The sequence below is a fragment of the Streptomyces sp. CNH189 genome, assembly GCF_000527195.1.
In genome coordinates this window covers 323,987-345,756 of sequence record NZ_AZUS01000003.1, presented here as the reverse complement: position 1 = coordinate 345,756, position 21,770 = coordinate 323,987, and the positions used below count along the sequence as shown (strand labels likewise).

Here is a 21,770-nt window from a genome sequence, read left to right as displayed (position 1 = left end):
GTTCAGGGCTGGCTCGGCCGGTCCGCCGCGTCCGGCTCCACGGCCCGCGCGAGGAGGTCCGCGACCTCCGACTCGGTCGGCATGGCGGACGAACAGGCGAGGCGCGAGGCGACGAGGGCACCGGCCGCGTTGGCGTGGCGCATGGTCCGCTCCAGGTCCCAGCCGGCGAGCAGACCGTGGCAGAGCGAGCCGCCGAAGGCGTCCCCGGCGCCGAGACCGTTGACCACCTCGACCGGCACCGGAGGCACCTCGGCGCGGGTGCCGTCCCGGTGCACGGCCAGCACGCCCCGGGGACCCTGCTTGACCACGGCCAGCTCCACCCCGGCGGCCAGCAGCGCCTCCGCGCAGGCCTCGGGCTCGCGCACCCCGGTGGCGATCTCGCACTCGTCGAGGTTGCCGACCGCGACCGTGGCGTGGCGGAGCGCCTCGCGGTAGTACGGGCGGGCCTGGTCCGGGTCCCGCCAGAACATGGGGCGCCAGTCCAGGTCGAAGACGGTGGTGCCGGCCTTGGCGCGCGCCTCCAGGGCGGTGAGGGTGGCGGTGCGGCTGGGCTCCTCGCTCAGGCCGGTACCGGTGATCCAGAAGATGCCGGCCGCGCGGACCGCGGGCAGGTCCAGCTCGTGCGGGTGGATCTCCAGGTCGGGGGCCTTGGGGCGGCGGTAGAAGTAGAGGGGGAAGTCGTCCGGCGGGAAGATCTCGCAGAAGGTGACGGGGGTCGGGTACGCGGCCACGGGCGTCACCCAGCGGTCGTCCACACCGAAGTCCTTCAGCGCCTCGTGCAGGTAGGTGCCGAAGGGGTCGTCGCCGGTGCGGGTGATCACCGCGGTGGAGCGGCCGAGCCGCGCCGCGGCGACCGCGACATTCGCGGCCGAACCGCCCAGGAACTTCCCGAACGTCTCCACCTGCGACAACGGCACCCCGGTCTGCAGGGGATAAAGGTCGACCCCGATGCGTCCCATGGTGACGAGGTCGAAATACTGTGGTGTGGCCATTGAGCGACGCTCCTCGAGGTGCTGGGGGTGCGGGTCCCAGGACGCCCTGCCACGGTGGGACGCGCTTCCGGGGACCTGCCGCCTCCCAGGTGTAGATCTCGAGGGGCGGCGGTGTCAATAGTTTGTACTTACATTCGGACGAGCGCGTGAAATGATGTCTTAACAAAGTATTGACAGCAGGCGGTTCTGGGGATTGGATCGCGTCCCAGCACAACCGCCATGTGTGATGGCACACACCCCCGGACTCCCGAGGTTCCGGGCATCGGACTCTCGGACTCCTCGCCCTTTCCCCCGTGAAGCACAGTGAGGTGCAGGACTGATGGACCGCTCTTCCCACCCCCGCTCCCGCAGAGTCGTACCGTTCGTCGCGGTCGCGGCGGCAGCCGCCCTGACCCTCGCCGGTTGCTCCAGCGGCTCCGGAGGCAAGAAGTCCGAGGAAGGCGGAGCGGACGCCTCGGCCGGCAAGGCCTCGACGCCGCAGATGACGGTGGCCCTGGTCACCCACCAGGCGCCCGGCGACACCTTCTGGGACATCGTGCGCAAGGGTGCGCAGACCGCCGCCGACAAGGACAACGTCAAGCTGATCTACTCGGCCGACCCGAACGCGGGCAACCAGGCCAACCTGGTGCAGAACGCCATCGACCAGAAGGTCGACGGCATCGCGGTCACCCTCGCCAAGCCGGACGCGCTCAAGGGCGTCATAGCCAAGGCCGAGGCGGCGGGCATTCCGGTCGTCGGCATCAACTCCGGACTGAGCGACTGGAAGGACCTCGGGCTGCTGGAGTTCTTCGGTCAGGACGAGGCCGTCGCGGGTGAGGCGTTCGGCAAGAAGCTCAACGAGGTCGGCGCCAAGAACGCCGTCTGCGTGGTCCAGGAGCAGGGCAACATCGGTCTGACCCAGCGCTGCGCCGGTCTGGAGAAGACCTTCGAGGGCAAGACGCAGGTCCTCAACGTCAACGGCACCGACATGCCGTCGGTGAAGTCGACCATCAGCGCCAAGCTGAAGCAGGACTCCTCCATCGACTACGTCGTCACCCTCGGCGCGCCCTTCGCGCCGACCGCCGTGCAGTCCGTCCAGGAGGCCGGCAGCAAGGCCAAGGTCGCCACCTTCGACCTCAACAAGGAGCTGACCGGCGCCATCAAGGACGGCGACATCCAGTTCGCGGTGGACCAGCAGCCCTACCTCCAGGGCTACCTCGCCGTCGACGGCCTGTGGCTCTACAAGAACAACGGCAACTACAGCGGCGGCGGCGAGCAGCCCGTGCTGACCGGTCCGGCGTTCGTCGACAAGTCCAACGTCGACGCGGTCTCCCAGTACGCCGCGAAGGGCACCCGGTGATGAGCATGGCCCAACAGGCTGAGCCGGCGGCGACCACGCCGCCGGCCCCCGGCCCCGAACAGCAGAAGGACGGCCGCACCACGCGGCGCCCGCTCGCGCTGCGGCTGCTCGCCCGGCCCGAGGTCGGCGTGTTCCTCGGCGCCGTCGCCGTCCTGGTGTTCTTCCTGTTCGCCGCCCCGCCGGTGCGCGACGGCAGCTCGATGGCGAACATCCTGTACCAGTCGTCGACCATCGGGATCATGGCGCTGCCCGTGGCGCTGCTGATGATCGGCGGCGAGTTCGACCTCTCGGCCGGAGTCGCCGTCGTCACCTCGGCGCTCACCGCGAGCATGCTCAGCTACCAGCTCACCCTGAACGTGTGGGTGGGCGTGATCGTCGCCCTCGCGGTGTCCCTCGCCGTCGGCTTCTTCAACGGCTGGATGCTGGTGAAGACCGGCCTGCCCAGCTTCCTGGTCACCCTCGGCACCTTCCTGATCCTCCAGGGCGTCAATCTCGCGGTGACCAAGCTCGTCACCGGCAACGTCGCCACCGACAACATCAGCGACATGGACGGCTTCGACCAGGCCAAGGCGCTGTTCGCGTCCAGCTTCGAGGTCGGCGGCGTCCAGGTGAAGATCACCGTGATCTGGTGGCTGGTCTTCGCCGCCCTCGCCACCTGGGTCCTGCTGCGCACCAAGTACGGCAACTGGATCTTCGCGGTCGGCGGCAACAAGGAGAGCGCCCGCGCGGTGGGCGTCCCCGTCACCTTCACCAAGATCTCCCTGTTCATGCTGGTCGGCTTCGGCGCCTGGTTCGTCGGCATGCACAACCTGTTCTCCTTCAACACCGTGCAGTCCGGCGAGGGCGTGGGCCAGGAGCTCATCTACATCGCCGCGGCGGTCATCGGCGGCTGTCTGCTGACCGGCGGCTACGGCTCGGCGATCGGACCGGTCTTCGGTGCCTTCATGTTCGGCATGGTGCAGCAGGGCATCGTCTACGCCGGCTGGAACCCCGACTGGTTCAAGGCCTTCCTCGGCGTGATGCTGCTCGGCGCCGTCCTCATCAATCTGTGGGTCCAGCGCACGGCGACCCGGAGGTGACCGCAATGACCGACAAGACGACCGGCACCGACGGTGCCGTCCTCACGGACACCCCGGCCGAGGGCGACCGCCCCCTGGTCGAACTCCGCGCCGCCGGCAAGTCCTACGGCAACATCCGCGCCCTGCACGGCGTCGACCTGACCGTCCACCCCGGCAAGGTGACCTGTGTCCTCGGCGACAACGGCGCGGGCAAGTCCACCCTCATCAAGATCATCTCGGGGCTGCACCGGCACACCGAGGGCGAGTTCCTCGTCGACGGCGAACCGGTGCACTTCTCCACCCCGCGCGAGGCCCTCGACAAGGGCATCGCCACCGTCTACCAGGACCTCGCCGTGGTCCCGCTGATGCCGGTGTGGCGGAACTTCTTCCTCGGCTCCGAGATGACCAAGGGCCCCTGGCCGCTGCGCCGCCTCGACATCGACCGCATGAAGCGGACCGCCGACGAGGAACTGCGCAACATGGGCATCGTCCTGGACGACCTGGAGCAGCCCATCGGCACGCTCTCCGGCGGTCAGCGCCAGTGTGTGGCGATCGCCCGGGCCGTCTACTTCGGCGCCCGCGTCCTCATCCTCGACGAGCCGACCGCCGCCCTCGGCGTCAAGCAGTCCGGCGTCGTCCTGAAGTACATCGCCATGGCCCGCGACCGCGGCCTCGGCGTCATCTTCATCACCCACAACCCGCACCACGCCTACATGGTCGGCGACCAGTTCAACGTGCTGCGTCTGGGCACCCTGGAGCTCAGCGCCGACCGCAGCCAGGTCGGCCTCGAGGAGCTGACCAACCACATGGCCGGCGGCGCGGAACTGGCCGCACTCAAGCACGAGCTGGCGCAGGTCCGCGGCGTCGACACGGAAGGGCTCCCCGAAGCCGGCGCCCTCCAGGCACCCACGGCCGCAGCCCCGGAAGGGAAGTCCTGACATGGCAGTCACGCTCGACCGCATCCGGGTCGGTTCCGCCCCCGACTCCTGGGGCGTCTGGTTCCCCGACGACCCGCAGCAGGTGCCCTGGCAGCGCTTCCTCGACGAGGTCGCCGAGGCCGGCTACTCCTGGATCGAACTCGGCCCCTACGGCTACCTGCCGACCGACCCGGCCCGCCTTACCGACGAGGTGCGCAGCCGCGGCCTGAGCGTCTCCGCCGGCACCATCTTCTGCGGGCTGCACCGCGGCCCGTCCGAGTGGGACGCCACCTGGGAGCAGGTCAGCCGCGTCGCCGCGCTCACCCAGGCGATGGGCGCCGAGCACCTGGTCGTCATCCCGTCGTTCTGGCGCGACGACAAGACCGCCGAGATCCTGGAGCCCCCGGAGCTGACCACCGAGCAGTGGGGCCACCTCACCCGGGGCATGGAACGCCTCGGCCGCGAGGTCAAGGAGACGTACGGGCTCGACATCGTCGTCCACCCGCACGCCGACACCCACATCGACACCGAGCAGCACGTCGAGCGTTTCCTCGACTCCACCGACTCGCGCCTGGTCAACCTCTGCCTGGACACCGGGCACTACGCCTACTGCGGCGGCGACAGCGTCAAGCTGATCGAGACCTACGGCGAACGCGTCGGCTACCTGCACCTCAAGCAGGTCGACCCGGAGATCCTCGCCGACGTCGTCAAGAACGAGATCCCGTTCGGGCCCGCCGTCCAGCGCGGCGTGATGTGCGAGCCGCCCGCCGGCGTGCCGGAGCTGGGCCCGGTGCTGACGGCCGCGCAGAAGCTGGGCGTGGACCTGTTCGCGATCGTCGAGCAGGACATGTACCCCTGCGAGCCCGACAAGCCGCTGCCCATCGCGGTGCGCACCCGGAAGTTCCTCCGCTCCTGCGGCGCCTGACCACCACCCACCGGACCGGGAGGCGACACACATGAACCGGCGCGAGCCCCTCGGCATCGCCGTCATCGGCACCGGCCGCATGGGCGCCGACCACGTGCGGCGCATCGACCGGGCGATCAGCGGGGCGCGGGTCGCCGCGGTCGTCGACATCGACGGCGAACGTGCCAAGGCCGTCGCGGCCGGCGTCGACGGCTGCACCGCCCACACCGACGCGGCCGAGGCGATGGCGTCGGACGCCGTCGACGCCGTACTGATCGCCTCCTCCGGGCCCGCCCACGAGGAGGCCCTGCTCGCCGCGTTCGCGCGGGACCTGCCCGTGCTGTGCGAGAAGCCGCTCACCCCCGACGCGGCCTCCGCCCTGCGCGTCGTGGAAGCCGAGGCCGCCCTCGGCCACCGCCGGGTGCAGGTCGGCTTCATGCGCCGCTACGACACCGAGTACGTCCGCCTGAAGGCCCTGCTGGACAGCGGACAGCTGGGCCGGCCACTGATGCTGCACAACCGTCACCGCAACGTGGCCAGCCCGCCCTTCTTCACCAGCTCCATGCTGATCAGCGACTCCGTCGCCCACGAGGTCGACGCCACCCGCTGGCTGCTGGGCCACGAGATCACCGCCGTGACGGTGCTGCGCCCCACCCCGTCCTCCGGCGCCCCCGACGGACTGCGCGACCCGCAGTTCGTCGTCCTGGAGACCGACGGCGGGGCGCTCTCCGACGTCGAGATCTTCGTCAACTGCGGTTTCGGCTACCAGGTGCAGTCCGAGGCGGTCTGCGAACGCGGCACCGCCCGCATCGGCGACGGCCACCACCTGGTCACCAACATGGCGGGACGCTGGGGCGGCACCATCGCCCAGGACTGGACCGAGCGCTTCGCCCAGGCCTACGACGACGAGGTCCAGGCGTGGGTCGACGCCACCCGCCGCGGCGAGGTCACCGGCCCCAGCACCTGGGACGGCTACGCCGCCGCGGCCGTCTGCGAGGCCGGCGTCCGCGCCCTGGAGGAGGGCGGCCGGGTGGCGGTCGGCCTCGCGGAGAGGCCGCCGCTCTACGCCTGAACCCGCCCGTGGGTCCGCCCGTCGCCCACGGCCGGCCCTACGCCACGTCGTCCAGCCACAGCACGATGCCCGTCAGGCCGTTGAGCACCGCCGCCACCCCCGCCCGCACGGCGGCGGCGCAGCGGGCCTCGGTGAAGGACGCCGGGTCGTACGTGGACGACATGCCGAGCCCCTCGCCGCGGGACGACGCCCCGCTCCAGTCGGCGGCGGTCACGTTCTCCGTCGGCTCTGCCAGCTCCGCTCCCACCACCAGGAACCGCTGACCCAGATGGCTCGGGGTGACCGCCGCGAGCGGGTCCACCAGGTCGTTCCCCGCGCTGACCACGAGGTCCGGCCCCATGTCCATGGCCTCTTCGACGGCGGCGACATGACCGGTGGGGGCGTCGGCGGTCACCGTGCGCAGGTCGACGTCCTCCTCCTCGGCCCACTCCTCCACCGCGCTCACCAGCGACCGCGTCGGCCGGTCGTCCCCGGCGGTCAGCAGTACGACCCGGTACCCCTTCGGCGGGTGCACGTCGTCCCAGGAACCCGGCCGCGGTGTCACGGTCGCCTCCGGGGTGGGCGTGGCGGTGGGGTCGGTGAATCCCGGGCCGAGCGCGCCCACGGACGTGGGGGCGGCGCGCGGCCGTGACCAGTCGTCGGCCGAGGCGCATCCGGTGGCCAGTGCGGCGACCGCTGCCAGCACGGCGGCGGCCCGAAGCGGTGAACGCAAGACGATCGTCCCTCTGAGCGGTGGCGGGTGCGGTGGTGCGCAGGATGGGCGCGCCCCCATCCTGCGCCGCCGCGCGCCCTCACCGACCCCGTCGAGGGCCCGGGAACGGGTTGTTGTCCGACGTTTCGCCGCCGCGTCGGATGCCGTTCATCCGCCCCGCGCACGGTGCTCCGGAAACCTGAAGGAGCACCATGTCACAGCGGATCCGCCGCACTCTTCTCACCCTGTGCCTGACCGCCGCCGCCCTCGCCGGGGTCGGCGGGCAGGCGCAGGCGCACGGCTTCACCTCCACCGTGTACGCCGACGTCGTCGAGACCGACGGCCGGCCCCGCACCACCCTGGAGCTCGAGTACGACCTGCTCGTCGTCTCCGCCGCCGACGCGGAGGACGACGACGCCCTCTTCCGGGAGGGCACGGCCGCCTTCGAGAACGGCGACGACCGCAGCCGGGCCCGGGTGCTCGACGACCACGCCAAGGCCGCGGTCGGCTACGTCACCCGGCATTTCTCCCTCGCCTCGGGCGGCCGGCCCTGCACCGCCCACCGGGCGGGCGACGTCACCATGACCCGGCGCGAGGGCGTCCCGTACGCCGTCCTCGTCCTCGACTGGACCTGCGCGGACGGCGACGGACCGGTGCTGCGCAGCACGCTGTTCCCCGACCGGGAGCAGTACGTCAAGGACACCAAGACGATCGTCACCTACGCCGTCGACGGGCTCTCGGGCAGCGCCGCGCTCGACGCCGCCCACCCGTCCTTCTCCCTCGACCAGGCCTGGTACGAGCGGTTCGCCGAGTTCTTCCGCCTGGGCGCCGAGCACCTGCTGACCGGCGTCGACCACATCCTGTTCCTGCTGGCCCTGATCGTGGGCTCGCGCACCCCGCGCGAGGTCGTGCTCGCCGCGACGAGCTTCACGCTGGCCCACTCGGTCACCTTCCTGCTCGCCGCGCTCGGCCTGGTGGACGTCCCCGCGGACGTCGTGGAACCCGTCATCGCCGCGTCGATCGCCGTCGTCGCGGGCTGGCACCTGTGGCGGCTCGCCCGCCGCGCCGACCGCCGACCGCCGCTCGGACGAGGGCACTTCCAGCTGGACCGGGCCGGGTGGACCCGGCTGGCCGTCGTGTTCTGCTTCGGGCTGGTGCACGGGCTCGGGTTCGCGGGGGCGCTGGGCATCGACGCGGCGTGGTCCTGGACCCTGCTCTGGTCGCTGGCCGTGTTCAACCTCGGGATCGAGGCGGTGCAGCTCGCGCTCATCGGGCTCACCTTCCCGGCGCTGGTGGTGCTGCGGCGCCGGGCACCCCGGGCCGGCCGCCTCGTCACCGGACTCGTCGCCGCCGGGGTCGCCGTGATGGGCCTGATCTGGTGCGTGCAGCGCGTCGCCGGGACCTGAACCCCCCTTGGCGGAACGTTCAGTCAACCCGGCTGGATCGTTCGCCTCCGATTCATGCCCGGCAGACAACGTACACACCGCCAATCCGTGCACTCATGTACGCACAAGGAACGAAAGAACTCATGAGACCCAGCAGCAAGACCCAGACCGACGGCTCCGTACGGCGCCGTGTGGCCGGCGGTGCCGCCACGGCGGTCCTGGGACTGACCATGGCGCTCGGCAGCGGCGCGGCGGCCCCGGCCGTCGCGGCCGACTCCGCCGAACTGTCCGGCGTCGTCCTCGGCGTCGGCGCCGACGAGACCCAGCGCACCGTCACCTGGTACTCCACGACGGACACCGCGCAGCAGCTCCAGGTCGCCCCCACCGCCGCCGTCACCGACGGACGGTTCCCGGCCGACGCGGCCACCTTCGCCGCCACCGGCGGCGCCAACATCACCTCCAGCGGCGGCTACAACCGCCACGCCACCGTCACCGGCCTCAAGGAGAACGTCGAGTACTCCTACCGGGTCGGCTCCGAGGGCAACTGGTCGAAGACGTACAGCTTCAAGACGCGTGACTTCGAGGGCGACTACGACTTCCTGTTCCTCGGCGACCCGCAGATCGGCTCCAGCGGCGACGCGCAGAAGGACGGCGCGGGCTGGGCCGACACCCTGAAGGTGGCCACCGAGGCCAACCCCGACGCCGAACTGCTCGTGTCCGGCGGCGACCACGTCGAGAGCGCCAACGACGAGAAGCAGTGGACGTCGTTCCTCGGCCCCGACCAGCTCCGCCAGGTCCCGCTGGCCGCCACCATCGGCAACCACGACGTCGGCGGCAAGGCCTACGAGCAGCACCACTTCACGCCCAACACCGACCGGTCCGACGCGTACTACGACAAGGACGCGGCGACCCGGTCCGGCGGCGACTACTGGTTCGTCCACAAGGACGTGCTGTTCATCGACATCAACAGCAACGCCCAGAGCGACACCAAGGACGCCCAGCACGTCGAGTACATCACCGACGTCATCAAGAAGCACGGCTCCGAAGCCAAGTGGAAGGTGCTGGTCTACCACCACTCCATCTACTCGCCCGCCAGCCACTCCTACGACCAGGGCAACAAGGACCGCCGCAAGGACTTCACCACGGCGTTCTCCGACCTGGGCATCGACATGGTGCTGCAGGGCCACGACCACAGCTACTCGCGCAGCTACGCCGTCAAGAACGGCCAGAAGGCCGATCCGACGGAGCAGCCGGGCCAGGCCGAGGTCTACCCGGGCCCGGGCGGCGTCATCTACGTGACCGCCAACTCGGCCTCGGGCTCCAAGTACTACGACATCAAGAAGCCTGACGGCTCCGGCACGGGCGTCCAGGGCAACGGCCCCGACCCGCTCAACCCGGACAACTTCTGGTTCAACTCGGTCGAGAACCAGGAGCACGTGCGGTCGTACGTCCGGGTCAAGGTACGGTCCGACAAGCTGGTCCTGGAGAACGTGCGCTCCGGCACCTGCGCCACGCCGAACCCGGCCGTCGACAACGGCAACGTCCCCTGCTCCAACCCGGACAAGCCGGTCGGCTCTCTCGTCGACAAGGTCACCGTCCACCCGTACAACGGCGACGGGCAGTCCCTCCAGGTGAACGTCCCGGACGCGGCGCCCGGCGAGTTCGGCTGGACCATCGACGGCTACAACGGCCTGGTCGACCTCGGTACGGCCAAGGAGCGGGACGGCGACCACTTCGAGGCCGCCGGCAAGATCAACCCGCTCCGGGTGACCGACAGCCGCCGCTCGCTCTCGCCCTGGTCGGTCTCGGCCAACGTGAGTGACTTCCAGGACGCCGGCAAGAAGTTCGCCGGCTCCTACCTCGGCTGGAAGCCGTACGTCCTCAACGGCGGCGCGGGCGCCAAGGCGGCCTCCGCCGTGGCCTCCGGATACGACGACAAGGGTGCCGGTCTGTCCGTCTCGCGGGGGCTCGCCTCCGCCGAGCAGGGCCACCCGCGGGGCGAGGCCCGGCTGGGTGCCGACCTGGACCTGAAGATCCCGGACAGTGTCGCGAAGGGCTCCTACCGGGCGACCCTCACGATCACCGCGCTGAGCAGCTGATCCGTCCTACGGCGTGGCGGGGCACGCACCTTGGGTGCCCCGCCACGCCTCCCGCTCCTGGAGAACCCCCATATGCACGTGCTCGCCGTCTCTCAACGGACACCCGGCCTTCCCGTTCGCCTCCCCGTCCTTGTTCGCGCCGCCGTCCTCGGCCTGCTGACGGCTCTCGCGCTCGTCTGCGCGCACCCGACACCCGCGGCGGCCGCCGACGGCGACGTCAGCTGGCGGGTCCGCACCGGCGCCAACGCCTACGGTGACGACCGCTCCAGCTTCAGCTACGCGGTGAACCCGGGCGGCACGGTCGAGGACACCATGGTCGTCACCAACCGCGGCAAGAGCCCGCTGCGGCTCGCCGTCTACGCCTCCGACGGCTACACCACCGACGCCGGACAGCTCGACCTGCTCACCCGCGACAAGAAGTCCACCGGTGTGGGCGTGTGGACCCACCCGAAGGTCACCGCCGTCACCGTCGCGCCCGGGAAGTCGGCCGACGTCCCCTTCACCGTCACCGTCCCGGGCAACGCCACCCCCGGCGACCACGTGGGCGGTCTCCTCACCTCCCTCAAGCAGGCCGACACCGCCGCCGGCATCAACGTCGACCGGCGCCTCGGCCTCCGTGTCGCCGTCCGGGTGGGCGGCGAGCTGAAGCCGCGCCTCGCGGTGGAGGACGCGCACCTCGACTACCACGGCAGCGCGGGTCCCTTCTCGAAGGGCTCGGCCACCGTCACCTACACGGTTCACAACACGGGGAACGCCCTGCTCTCCGGGCGTCAGGAGGTCGCCGTGCGGGGGCCGTTCGGATGGCTCCGCACGGCCGCGGGCGACCTGCCCGACACGCCCGCGCTGCTGCCGGGGGAGCGGTGGAAGGTGACGGTGCCCGTGCCGGACGTCGCGCCCGGTATCCGGCTCACGGCCACCGCGAAGGTGCTGCCTCTGCTGACGGACGCCTCCGGGTCCACGACGCCGCTCGACCCGGTCGAGGCGAGCGCCGGCGCGTGGGCCGTCCCGTGGACCCTCGCGCTGATCGTCCTGCTGCTGCTCGCGGCGGTCGTCGCGGTCGTGCTCGTCGCCCGCCGCAACGGCGCCCGTCGCAAGGCCCGCGAGGCGGCGCTGGTCCGCGACGCGGTAAAGGCAGCACTGAGCTGAGGCCGCGCCGGTGAGGGCTGAGGTAACGCGCCTGCGGCGGGGCTTCTGTCGGGTGGGGGTTGAGGTCGTGTGCCTGCGGCACGGGGCTCCGTCCGGGGGGTGAGCCGTGTGCCTGCGGCGCAGGGGTTCTGTCGGGTGGGGGTTGCGGTCGTGTGCCTGCGGCGCGGGGTTGCGGTGCGGTGGGGGCGGGCGTAGCGCCTACGGGCGGTGGGTGGTGCGGGGCCGCGGTGGGGGTGGTCGTCCTCGGTCTGGCGCGATGAAGCCCGCTTGCTGGGTGCGGGGCGCCGACGCGCCAGCCGCTGCGGGCGCCCACCCCCACCCCGTCCCCTCCCCGCCGCGCGCGGCAACTCCAACGCCGTGGTGCGGGCACACCCCCCAGCTGCGGGTAGTCGTGCCGCCTGGGGCGATGGGGGTCCCCCCGCTCGAGCGGAGCCGAGGGTGGGGGAGGGTGGACGCGGCGGCACCCCGTTGGCGCCGGGTCGCGCGAACCCCCGGCCCCGGTTGCGGCCCCGTGGCGCCGCGCGCCAGATCAGGCTGCGGTGCGAGGCCGTGGGGACAGTCCCGCGGCCGTGTAGCACGCGTCGATCAGCCGCATCGTCGCCACCGCGTCGTCCGCGTCGAGGGGCAGGGGCGTGCCGCGCCGTACCCGGGCGGCGAACGCCTCCAACTGGTAGGCGTACGACGAGCGCGTGCCCAGGTGCTCCGTGCGTTCACCGTCGGCGGTGCGGATCACGACCCGGTCGTCCAGCTGCGGCAGTACGAAGTTCGGCGCCGTCGCCTCCCCCCGGCTGCCGACGATCCGCAGGCTCATCTCCAGCCGGTCGTACGCCATGTGGCAGCGGGCCGTGCCGGTGGCGCCCCCCGGGAACGACAGGTCGGCGTCCAGCCACTCGTCCACCCCGGGCGCGCCCGCCCGCTCCCCGGCCCGAGCCGCCACCGTGCGCGGCGCGCCGCCCGCCCACGGCGCGAGCACGCGCAGGGCGTGCAGGCCGTAGCAGCCGAGGTCCATCAGGGCGCCGCCGGCCAGTGACAGCGACCAGCGCGGGTCGTCGGTCTCGGGGGCCGGGATCGCCACCATCGCCTCCGCGTGGCGTAGTTCGCCCAGCTCCCCGGAGGACAGCAGCTCGTGCAGCCGCCGGGTCACCGGGTGGAACAGGTAGTGGAAGGCTTCCATGAACACGGTGCCGGACGCCCTCGCCGCCTGCCGCACCTCCTCGGCCTCCGCCGCGTTGCTCGCCGACGGCTTCTCCGTCAGCACGTGCTTGCCGGCCGCCAGCGCCGCCAGGTTCCACGGTCCGTGCAGCCCGTTGGCGAGCGGGTTGTAGACCACCTCGACCTCGGGGTCGGCGAGCAGTTCGGCGTACGAGCGGACGGTCCGCTCCACACCGTGCGCGCCGGCGAAGGCCTCGGCGCGGGAGCGGTCGCGGGCGGCCACCGCGACCAGACGGTGGCCGCCGGCCCGGGCCGGGGCGACGAGGGCGCGCTCGGTGATCCGCGCGGCCCCCAGGATTCCGATGCGCAGCGGCTGCGGGGCGGGGTCGGTCATGCCTGCCGTACCTCCTCGAGGGTGACGGGACGGTGCTCGTGCAGCGACAGTGTGCACGCCTCGGCGATCCAGCCGGCCTCCAGGGCGTCCTCGATGGTGCACGGCGACGGGCGTGAGCCCGCCACCACCTCGGTGAACGCGGTGAGTTCGGCGCGGTAGGCGTCGGTGAAGCGGTCCATGAAGAAGTCGTGCGGGGTGCCGGAGGGGAAGGTCACGCCCGGCTCCACCGAGCGCAGCGGCAGCTTGTCCTCCAGGCCCACCGCGATGGAGTCGGTGAAGCCGTGGATCTCCATGCGGACGTCGTAACCGCGGGCGTTGTGACGGCTGTTGGACACCACCGCGATGGTGCCGTCGTCCAGCGTGAGAATCGCGCCCGTGGTGTCGGCGTCGCCCGCCTCCTTGATGAAGTCGGCGCCCCGGTTGCCGCCGACGGCGTACACCTCGGTCACCTCGCGGCCGGTCACCCAGCGGATGATGTCGAAGTCGTGCACCGAGCAGTCCCGGAAGATGCCCCCGGACGCGGCGATGTACGCGGCGGGCGGGGGTGCCGGGTCCAGTGTCGTGGAACGTACGGTGTGGAGTTTGCCCAGCTCACCGGAGTGGACTGCCGCGTGGGCGGCGACGAAGCCGGCGTCGAAGCGGCGGTTGTAGCCGATCTGGACGGGTACGTCCCGGCCGGCGACGGCCTTCAGTACCTCGATGCCCTCGGTCATGGTGCGGGCGACGGGCTTCTCGCAGAAGACGGGGACGCCCGCCTCCACGCAGGCCGTGATCAGGTGCGGGTGGGCGTCGGTCGCGGCGGCCACGACCACGCCGTCCACCCCGGCCGCGAGCAGGGCCTCGGGAGAGTCCGCGACCTGCGCGCCGAAGCGCTCCGCGGCGGCCTTCGCGGCGTCCGCGAACGGGTCGGAGACGACGAGGGACTCGACGGCGTCGAGCCCCGACAGGGTCTCGGCGTGGAAGGCGCCGATGCGGCCGAGGCCGAGGATTCCGATGCGCATGAGGCGGTGCTCCTTCGTGCGGGGGTGGTGGGGGTGGGGCAGGGTCAGTCGAGGCCGCCGAGGACGTTCTGGTCCCAGTCGATGACGGAGCCGGTGACCACCCCGGAGCGGTCGGAGAGCAGCAGGACCACGAAGTCGGCGATCTCGTCCGGCCGGCCGAGCTTGCCCATCGGCAGCCGCGCGGCGGCCTGCTCCCGCCAGTCGTCGCCGGCGCCGTGGAAGGTGCGCTGCGTGGCGTCCTCGCCCTCGGTCGCGGTCCAGCCGATGTTCAGGCCGTTGATCCGGATCCGGTCCCACCGGTGGGCGTGCGCCGCGTTGCGGGTCAGGCCCATCAGACCCGCCTTGGCGGCGACGTACGGGGCGAGGAACGGCTGCCCGCCGTGCGCCGAGGAGGTGATGACGTTGACGATCGTGCCCGGCTCGGCGCGCCGCACCATGTCCGCCACCGCCGCCTGCATGGCGAAGAACGGCGCCTTGAGGTTGATCGCGATGTGCTGGTCGAACAGGTCGGGGGTGGTGTCGAGGAGGGTGCCGCGTGAGGTCAGACCGGCGGAGTTGACCAGGCAGTCGATGCGGCCGTACGCCTGTACCACTTGGGCGACCGTGTCCTTGGCCTGCTCCGCGTCGGCCAGGTCGGCCCGTACGAACATGGCCTTGCCGCCCTGCCCGGCCAGTTCGGCGACCAGCGCCTCGCCCGGCTCCGGGCGGCGGCCGCTGACGGCCACGACCGCGCCTTCGCGCACCGCGGCCCGTGCGACGGCGGCACCCACACCCTGGCTGCCGCCGTTGACGAGGACGACCTTGTCGTCGAGGAGTCCCATGATGTCCTTCCGGATGGTGGTGTCGGGTCAGCTCGCGCGGCGTGCGGCGGCGGCCCGCAGTTCGTCGCGCAGGGCTCGGGGGGTCGAGCCCTCGCGCAGCGCCTTGCGCACCACGTCGGCCTGGGACGGCGGGGCGAGTCCCTCGACCGGTGGGTCGTTGTCCAGGTTGGTGGGGAACGGGTAGCCCTCGGCGCTCGCCGCGATCACGTTCTCCAGCCACCGGTCCGAGGCGCCCTCGGCCTTGCGGGCCAGCAGCACCGGGTAGACGGCGCCCACCACGGCCTCCCGGTCCACGGTCTCCATGGCCCGGCCGAACGCGGACGACACCTGGAGCAGGTTGGCCGCGCGCCGGATGTCCGCCGAGTGGTTGGCCCCGGCGGCGTGGAACAGCGCCGGATTGAAGAACACCGCGTCGCCCTTCGCCAGAGGGAGCTGGATGTGGTGGTCGTCGAAGTACGCCTGGAACGCTGGCAGCCGCCAGGCGAGGTAGCCGGCCTCGAACTTCTGCGAGTGCGGCAGGTACATCGTCGGCCCGGACTCCACCGGCATGTCGCAGTGGGCGACGGCGCCCTGGAGGGTGAGCACGGGGGAGAGGCGGTGCACGTGCGCCGGGTAGGCGGCGGCGGTCTCGTCGGAGAGGAAGCCCAAGTGGTAGTCGCGGTGCACGGTCTGCGCCGCGCCGCCCGGGTTGACGACGTTGACCTGCGAGGTGACCTGGTAGCCGGGGCCCAGCCAGGCCGTGGACACCAGGGCGATCATGTCGTTGGCGTAATAGTCGGCGAACGCCTCCGGGTCGTGCAGGGCGGCCTTCTCCAGGGCGTTCCACACCCGGTCGTTGGCGCCCGGCTTGGCGAAGTGGTCGCCGGCGGTGGCGCCCGAGGCGCGCTGCTGGGCGATCAGTGCGTCGAACACGGCGGTGGTCCGGTCCACCACCGAGGTGTCGGAGAAGGCGCCGCGGATCACCACGATGCCGGGGCCGTCGGCGAGGGCGCGCACCAGCTCGGCCTGCGCGGTGCGGCGGTCGGCGAACGCGAGCCGCTCGGCGTCGTAGAGCAGCACGTCGCGCTCGACGGCGGAGGACAGCGGGTAGGCGGAGGCGTCGGTCGACTGCTCGACCAGGGCGCGGAAGGCGTCCATATCGCAGTCCCGCTGCGACAGCCAGGCGGCCGGCGCGGGGTTCTGCACGGAAGACGATGCGGACATGGAGTCGTCCCTTCGGGTCACGGAGCGACGCGGGTGATGTCATTCTTGTCAGAACAAACCCCTCGCACCACCATCAGGAAGCCATCAAAAACCCCTCAGGAGCCGTCGCATGGGCCACCCGTTCCCCATCCGGGAAATCGCACGTCAGGCCGGACTGAGCGAGGCCACGGTGGACCGGGTCCTCAACGGCCGCGGCGGGGTGCGGGAGAGCACCGCGCGCGAGGTGCACCGGGCCATCGCCGACCTGGACCGGCAGCGCACCCAGGTCCGCCTGGTCGGCCGGACGTTCATGGTGGACATCGTCATGCAGTCGCCGGAGCGCTTCTCCACGGCCGTCCGCGCCGCCCTGGAGGCCGAACTGCCCTCCCTGCACCCGGCGGTGGTGCGCTCCCGCTTCCACTTCCGGGAGACCGGACCGGGGGAGGAACTGGTCGCCGTCCTCGACCGGATCGCCCGCCGCGGTTCGCAGGGCGTGCTCCTCAAGGCACCCGACGTCCCCGAGGTCACCGCCGCCGTCGGCCGGCTCGCGGCGGCCGGCATCCCGGTCGTCACCCTGGTGACGGACCTGCCGGTCAGCGCCCGCGTCGGCCACGTCGGCAGCGACAACCGGGCGGCGGGCGCCACCGCCGCCTACCTGATGGGGCAGTGGCTCGGCGACCGGCCCGGCAACGTGCTCACCAGCCTCTCCAGCGGCTTCTTCCGTAACGAGGAGGAGCGCGAGATGGGCTTCCGCAGCACCATGCGCGCCCGCCACCCCGCGCGCACCCTCGTCGAGATAGCCGAGGGCCAGGGGCTGGACGCCACCCAGTACGACCTGGTCCGCGCCGCCCTGGAACGCGACCCGGAGATCCGCGCCGTCTACTCGATCGGCGGCGGCAACATCGCCACCCTGCGCGCCTTCGAGGACGCCGGACGCGAGTGCGCCGTTTTTGTCGCCCACGACCTCGACCACGACAACACCCGGCTGCTGCGCGAGCACCGGCTGTCCGCCGTCCTCCACCACGACCTGCGCCACGACCTGCGCGAGGCCTGCCACCTGGTGATGCGCGCCCACGGCGCGCTGCCGCCCGCCGGACCGACCCTGCCGTCCGCGATCCAGGTGGTGACCCCGTACAACATGCCGGCCCCCGCCGTGGGCGGGTGACCCGCCTGGCGTGTATCCCCGTCCGCCGGGTGTGCGCTGCCTACCGTCGTGCGCATGAGGAAACCGATCACGGAAGGCGGCCCCGACCGGCTGGTGGCGCTCTCCGACGGCGTCTTCGCCATCGCCATCACCCTGCTGGTCCTCGACATCTCCGTGCCGCAGGACCTGGACTCGGCGCAGTTCCACCAGGCGCTCGCCGACACCCTGCCCAACCTGGGCGCCTACGCCGTCAGCCTGGCGGTGCTGGGCGGCTTCTGGCGCGACCAGCGGGCGATCTTCCGTCCGGTGCGGCAGGTCGATCCCGACGTGATCGGACTGACCGTCCTCGGCCTGGGCCTCGCCGCGCTGCTGCCGTTCCCCACCGCGCTGGTCTCCGAGTACGGCGACGAACGCGTCTCCGTGGTCGTCTACTCGGCGGCGGTGGCCTCCCTCGGCGCCGTCCACCTGGCGCTCGCCGCCGTCATCGCCCGCCGGCCCTGGCTGCGCGGCGACGCCGAACCCGTCCGGGACCAGTTCCTCTACGCCGTCGACCTGGGGGCCACGGTGGTGGTGTTCGTTGTGACCATTCCGCTGGCCTTGGTGGTGGGGCCCGCCGCCATGTGGTGGTGGCTGGTGCTGCTGCCGGTCAAGGTGTGGCTGGGACGGAAGGAGAACGCGGCGGGGTGAGTTCCGTTGTGCCGGACGGGCGGAGTTACGCCGGCGGGTCCACCGTCACCCAGGCCCCGCTCTGCGCCGACCGCGCCATGGCGTCCAGCACGCCCGCGCTGCGCACGGCGTCGGCGAGCGTCGCGCCGTACGGGACGCCCTCGGCGACCGACCGCAGAAAGCGGTACGCCTCGATCACCTTCAGGTCGTCGTACCCCATGGCGTTCGCGGCGCCCGGCTGGAACGCCCCGAACTCCCCGTCGCCCGGCCCGACGTACACGGTGCTCACCGGCTGGTCCTGATAGCCGGTGCCGCGGCCGACCCCCAGCTCGTTCATCCGGCGGAAGTCCCAGAACACCGCGCCCTCGGTGCCGTGCACCTCGAAGCCGTAGTTGTTCTGCTCGCCGACCGAGACCCGGCAGGCCTCCAGCACACCCCGCGCACCGGAGGCGAACCGCAGCAGACAGCTGACGTAGTCCTCGTTCTCCACCGGGCCGAGCTCACCGCCGCTCGCGCGGGAGTGGCCGGCCGTGGCGCCGGCCGGGCGCGCCCGCTCGGGCAGGAAGATCGCCGTGTCGGCGGTCAGCGCGGCGATGTCGCCCAGCAGGAAGCGGGCCAGGTCGGCGCCGTGCGAGGCCAGGTCGCCGAGCACGCCGCTGCCGCCGCGCTCCCGCTCGTAGCGCCAGGTCAGCGCGGAGTCGGGGTGCGCCGCGTAGTCGCTGAAGAGCCGGACGCGGGCGTGGGTGACGGTGCCGATGGAGCCGGAGGCGATCAGCTCGCGGGCGGCCTCCACGGCGGGCGCGTTGCGGTAGTTGAAGCCGACGGCGCCCTGGACGCCGGCCTTGGCGACCGCGTCCGCGACCGCCCGGGCCTCCTCAGCGGTGAGACCGACCGGCTTCTCGATCCAGAGGTGCTTGCCGGCCTCGGCCATGGCGACGCCGATCTCGCGGTGCAGGAAGTTCGGCGCGGTGATGCTGACGGCCCGCACGCGCGGGTCGGCGGCCACGTCGCGCCAGTCCCGGGTCGTCGAGGTGAACCCGAACTGCGCGGCGGCCTCCTCGGCCCGGCCCGGCACCTCCTCGGCGACGGTGATCAGCTCCGGACGCAGCGGCAGCCCCGGGAAGTGGTGCGCCACCCGCGCGTAGGCCTGGGTGTGCACCCGCCCCATCCAGCCGAATCCGACGACGGCGACGCCCAGCGCATCCACCATGACTGCCTCTCTCCGGCCGGGTCCTGTTCCGCCCGCCACCTTCGGGTCCGGCTCCCTGTCCTGTCAACCATTTGACAGGACAATCAGAGGGGGCGGGCGTGCGGCGACCCCGCCCCGACCGACCCTCCCCCGCGCATACGGTAGGGTTGACCTGCGAGATCACGCGGTTCACCGCGGGAGCCGCATCGGGACGTGGCGCAGCTTGGTAGCGCACTTGACTGGGGGTCAAGGGGTCGCAGGTTCAAATCCTGTCGTCCCGACGATGCGAGGACAGGGGGCCCGCCGCTCGACGGCGGGCCCCCTGACGCATGCCGAGGAATGGAACGCGTGGCAACGGGTGTTGCACGGGACGTGACGACACGACCCGGACCCCGACCCCTCACCGACGAAGCTCTCTCCGACCTGCTCCGCGCACAGCGGTTCGGCACGCTGGCCACGGTCAGACGCAGCGGCCACCCGCACCTCAGCACCATGGTGTACGACTGGGACCCCGACACCCGCACGGTGCGGTTCTCCACCACGGCCGACCGCGTCAAGGTCGCGCACCTGCGCCGCGACCCGCACGCGGCGCTGCACGTACAGGGCGACGACGTCTGGTCGTTCGCGGTCGCCGAGGGCGAGGCGGAAGTCTCCGACGTGACGACGGCCCCCGGCGACGCGGTCGGCCGCGAGCTGCTCGGCATCGTCTCGCGGTTCGCCCGCCCGGACGACGAGGACGCCGTCCTCCGACAGCTCGTCGACGAACGCCGGTTGGTCGTCCGCCTGAAGGTGAACCGGCTGTACGGGACGGCGCTGGACGTCGGTGGTCCGGACGAGTCCGGTAGCGGCTGACGCACGCCGCGCGAACTCGACGGGATCACGCGGAGCCCTGCGCGAAGACCGAGGTCGTCTTCTAGGGTCGTACGTATGACTACCGACACGGGGTCCACCACCGGCCTGCTCTTCGACGCCCTGAAGGCGGACGCGCTCACCAGCACGGAACAGCTGCGCGAGCTGTACCCGCAGCCCAACGAGAACGCGGTCCGCAAGGAGATCGACCATCTCACCGGCGAGACAAGGGCGTTGATCGGCTGCGCCTCGCTGGTGTTCGTCGGCAGCGTGGACGCCGAGGGCCGGGCCGACGTGACCCCGCGCGGCGGCCCGCCCGGGTTCGTCGCGGTGCTGGACGACCGGACGCTGGCGATCCCCGACGCGACGGGCAACAAGCGGCTCGACACCCTGCAGAACGTGGTGGAGACCGGACGGGTCGGCCTGCTCTTCGTCGTCCCCGGCCGCACGACCACGCTGCGCGTGAACGGGCGCGCTGTCGTCTCGGCCCGCCCCGAACTGCTCGGCCGGCTCACCGCCGTGGGCAAGCCGCCCGTCTCCGCGATCGTGGTGCGGATCGATCAGGCCTACCCGCACTGCCCCAAGTCGCTGATGCGCGGCAACGCCTGGCAGCCGGACACGTGGGTGCCCGCCGACACCCAGCCCAGCAGCGCCCAGGTGACCCTGGCCCAGCTGAACCTGCCGGGTCTGACGGTCGAGCAGATCGAGGCGATCGAACGGGAGTCGCTGCGCACGCGCTACGAGTGACCGTGGGGCCGGCCGGCCAGCCCGGGGATCAGTACGGCCGCCACGGCCAGGTGCATGAGCGCGAGTGACATGCGGGTCCCCCCGTCCATGCCGTCGCCGGTCAACGGCAGGAAGGACGCGGCCAGTACGGCGACGGCCGCGCCGGTCCAGACCGCGCGGGCCCGCCGTACGCCGAAGCGCTCCAGCGCGGCGAGGAGTGCCCACCCGGCGAGGGACGCGAGCAGGGCGACGACGGCGACGGGCGCGGCGCCCAGGTCGAGCGTCTCGTCGCCGTCGGTGATGCGGAGGGAGTGTCCCAGCAGGGGGTCGGTGACGGCCCATATGGCCACCGGGGCCAGTACGGCCGCCGCCGTGGCCGCCGAACGCCGCGCCCGCGCGCTCACCCGGCGCTCCCTGAGAGCGCGCCGTGCAGGAAGACCTCCACCAACTCCCGCGGGGCGAGATCGGGTTCGCCGTCCGTGCGCGGCTGGGTGAAGAGCAGTCCGATGAACAGCGCCGCGATCTGCTCCGGCGGCCGACGCAGGGTGGCCTTCTCGGGCTCCAGCAGGTCGGCGAGCGCCGCGCGGACACGGGCGGTCGACTCCTCGCGGCCGGCGCCGCGCACCGTCCCGGGATGCTTGCCGCCGCGGTGCCCCAGGGAGCCCATGACGGCGCCGAGCCGGTCCATGTGCGCCTGGAGCGCCTCGGCCGCCTCCGCGAGCCGGTCGGGCAGCGGCTGGGACACATCGATCGCGTCGAGCTCGCGCACGGCGTGCTCGGGGGAGAGGGCCTCGGCGATGCACGCCCCCAACAGTTCCTCCTTGTCGGCGAAGACCCGGAAGATCGTGCCCTCGCCGATGCCCGCGGCGCGGGCGATCTTCGCGGTCGTCACGGCGGAGCCGTACTCGGTGATCAGCGGGATCGCGGCCTGAATGATCATCGCGCGCCGCTGCTCCGGTGACATGCCGGGCGCGCGGCGGCGGGCGGGCGGGGTGTCCTTGGATTCCGTCATGACGACGAGCGTACGGAGTGAGTGCTCACTC

At 72.2% G+C, this 21,770-nt stretch carries 21 protein-coding genes and 1 tRNA gene; 13 read left to right on the top strand and 9 right to left on the bottom strand.

Translation table 11 applies throughout. The features are described from left to right. Nucleotides 1–2 precede the first annotated feature (2 nt). On the bottom strand, nt 3–992 hold the full coding sequence (iolC, locus tag B100_RS0106840) for a 5-dehydro-2-deoxygluconokinase (RefSeq protein WP_024883697.1): 990 nt from the start codon (nt 990–992) through the stop codon (nt 3–5). Between the two features lie 319 nt (nt 993–1,311). Here iolC and B100_RS0106835 point away from each other — a divergent pair, with 319 nt between their 5' ends. The 5 genes from B100_RS0106835 to B100_RS0106815 are packed head-to-tail and all read left to right on the top strand — an operon-like array spanning nt 1,312 to nt 6,282. Then, on the top strand, nt 1,312–2,331 hold the full coding sequence (locus tag B100_RS0106835) for a sugar ABC transporter substrate-binding protein (protein ID WP_024883696.1): 1,020 nt from the start codon (nt 1,312–1,314) through the stop codon (nt 2,329–2,331). Beyond that, on the top strand, nt 2,331–3,410 hold the full coding sequence (locus B100_RS0106830; RefSeq protein WP_024883695.1) for an ABC transporter permease: 1,080 nt from the start codon (nt 2,331–2,333) through the stop codon (nt 3,408–3,410). The genes B100_RS0106835 and B100_RS0106830 overlap by 1 nt, the downstream gene beginning before the upstream one ends. A gap of 5 nt (nt 3,411–3,415) precedes the next feature. Beyond that, nucleotides 3,416–4,327 carry an ATP-binding cassette domain-containing protein gene (locus B100_RS0106825; protein WP_024883694.1) on the top strand — a complete coding sequence of 304 codons (912 nt, stop codon included), beginning with the start codon at nt 3,416–3,418 and terminating at the stop codon, nt 4,325–4,327. Between the two features lies 1 nt (nt 4,328). Beyond that, complete coding sequence (locus tag B100_RS0106820; RefSeq protein ID WP_024883693.1) at nt 4,329–5,231, top strand: sugar phosphate isomerase/epimerase family protein; 903 nt, start codon at nt 4,329–4,331, stop codon at nt 5,229–5,231. A gap of 31 nt (nt 5,232–5,262) precedes the next feature. Continuing rightward, nucleotides 5,263–6,282 carry a Gfo/Idh/MocA family protein gene (locus B100_RS0106815; protein ID WP_024883692.1) on the top strand — a complete coding sequence of 340 codons (1,020 nt, stop codon included), beginning with the start codon at nt 5,263–5,265 and terminating at the stop codon, nt 6,280–6,282. A gap of 37 nt (nt 6,283–6,319) precedes the next feature. Here B100_RS0106815 and B100_RS0106810 read toward each other — a convergent pair whose 3' ends face one another. Next, a complete protein-coding gene (locus tag B100_RS0106810) occupies nt 6,320–6,994 on the bottom strand; it encodes a hypothetical protein (protein WP_024883691.1) in 675 nt (224 codons plus the stop codon). Between the two features lie 191 nt (nt 6,995–7,185). Here B100_RS0106810 and B100_RS0106805 point away from each other — a divergent pair, with 191 nt between their 5' ends. From B100_RS0106805 to B100_RS0106795, 3 genes are all read left to right on the top strand, one after another. Beyond that, a complete protein-coding gene (locus tag B100_RS0106805) occupies nt 7,186–8,379 on the top strand; it encodes a HupE/UreJ family protein (RefSeq protein WP_024883690.1) in 1,194 nt (397 codons plus the stop codon). 122 nt (nt 8,380–8,501) lie between these two features. Further along, nucleotides 8,502–10,457 (top strand): FN3 domain-containing metallophosphoesterase family protein, encoded by a 1,956-nt coding sequence (locus B100_RS0106800; protein ID WP_024883689.1) that lies wholly within the window; start codon nt 8,502–8,504, stop codon nt 10,455–10,457. Between the two features lie 72 nt (nt 10,458–10,529). Next, nucleotides 10,530–11,603, top strand: coding sequence for a WxL protein peptidoglycan domain-containing protein (locus B100_RS0106795; RefSeq protein WP_024883688.1), 1,074 nt, complete (start codon nt 10,530–10,532; stop codon nt 11,601–11,603). Nucleotides 11,604–12,132: 529 nt separating this feature from the next. Here B100_RS0106795 and B100_RS0106790 read toward each other — a convergent pair. Genes B100_RS0106790 through B100_RS0106775 form a run of 4 tightly spaced genes read right to left on the bottom strand, consistent with a single transcriptional unit; the run spans nt 12,133 to nt 16,174 of the window. Beyond that, nucleotides 12,133–13,149, bottom strand: a complete 1,017-nt coding sequence (locus B100_RS0106790; RefSeq protein WP_024883687.1) for a Gfo/Idh/MocA family protein — start codon at nt 13,147–13,149, stop codon at nt 12,133–12,135. Continuing rightward, nucleotides 13,146–14,150 (bottom strand): Gfo/Idh/MocA family protein, encoded by a 1,005-nt coding sequence (locus tag B100_RS0106785; RefSeq protein WP_024883686.1) that lies wholly within the window; start codon nt 14,148–14,150, stop codon nt 13,146–13,148. The genes B100_RS0106790 and B100_RS0106785 overlap by 4 nt, the downstream gene beginning before the upstream one ends. 44 nt (nt 14,151–14,194) lie before the next feature. Further along, nucleotides 14,195–14,971, bottom strand: coding sequence for an SDR family oxidoreductase (locus B100_RS0106780; protein ID WP_024883685.1), 777 nt, complete (start codon nt 14,969–14,971; stop codon nt 14,195–14,197). A gap of 27 nt (nt 14,972–14,998) precedes the next feature. Further along, nucleotides 14,999–16,174 (bottom strand): phytanoyl-CoA dioxygenase family protein, encoded by a 1,176-nt coding sequence (locus tag B100_RS0106775; protein WP_024883684.1) that lies wholly within the window; start codon nt 16,172–16,174, stop codon nt 14,999–15,001. Between the two features lie 109 nt (nt 16,175–16,283). Between B100_RS0106775 and B100_RS0106770 the strand changes: the two genes are divergently transcribed. Both B100_RS0106770 and B100_RS0106765 read left to right on the top strand, forming a co-directional pair. Continuing rightward, entirely contained in the window at nt 16,284–17,318 is a 1,035-nt protein-coding gene (locus B100_RS0106770; RefSeq protein ID WP_024883683.1) for a LacI family DNA-binding transcriptional regulator, read from the top strand. 54 nt (nt 17,319–17,372) lie between these two features. Next, on the top strand, nt 17,373–17,984 hold the full coding sequence (locus tag B100_RS0106765; RefSeq protein ID WP_486585597.1) for a TMEM175 family protein: 612 nt from the start codon (nt 17,373–17,375) through the stop codon (nt 17,982–17,984). 25 nt (nt 17,985–18,009) lie between these two features. Here the strand turns inward: B100_RS0106765 and B100_RS0106760 are convergent, their stop codons facing one another. After that, nucleotides 18,010–19,173, bottom strand: coding sequence for a Gfo/Idh/MocA family protein (locus B100_RS0106760; protein WP_024883681.1), 1,164 nt, complete (start codon nt 19,171–19,173; stop codon nt 18,010–18,012). A 186-nt stretch (nt 19,174–19,359) separates the two neighbouring features. Between B100_RS0106760 and B100_RS0106755 the strand changes: the two genes are divergently transcribed. The 3 genes from B100_RS0106755 to B100_RS0106745 all read left to right on the top strand — a co-directional run bounded on the left by B100_RS0106755 (nt 19,360) and on the right by B100_RS0106745 (nt 20,748). Continuing rightward, nucleotides 19,360–19,433: transfer RNA gene (locus tag B100_RS0106755), tRNA-Pro, on the top strand. Between the two features lie 91 nt (nt 19,434–19,524). Then, nucleotides 19,525–20,004, top strand: coding sequence for a TIGR03618 family F420-dependent PPOX class oxidoreductase (locus B100_RS0106750; RefSeq protein ID WP_024883680.1), 480 nt, complete (start codon nt 19,525–19,527; stop codon nt 20,002–20,004). 75 nt (nt 20,005–20,079) lie between these two features. Next, nucleotides 20,080–20,748 (top strand): MSMEG_1061 family FMN-dependent PPOX-type flavoprotein, encoded by a 669-nt coding sequence (locus B100_RS0106745; protein WP_024883679.1) that lies wholly within the window; start codon nt 20,080–20,082, stop codon nt 20,746–20,748. Here the strand turns inward: B100_RS0106745 and B100_RS0106740 are convergent. Further along, on the bottom strand, nt 20,739–21,131 hold the full coding sequence (locus B100_RS0106740; RefSeq protein WP_037722473.1) for a DUF6069 family protein: 393 nt from the start codon (nt 21,129–21,131) through the stop codon (nt 20,739–20,741). The two genes, B100_RS0106745 and B100_RS0106740, sit on opposite strands and share 10 nt — an antisense overlap. Then, entirely contained in the window at nt 21,128–21,739 is a 612-nt protein-coding gene (locus tag B100_RS0106735; protein ID WP_024883677.1) for a TetR/AcrR family transcriptional regulator, read from the bottom strand. Before B100_RS0106735 ends, B100_RS0106740 begins: the two co-directional genes overlap by 4 nt. Between the last annotated feature and the right edge of the window lie 31 nt (nt 21,740–21,770).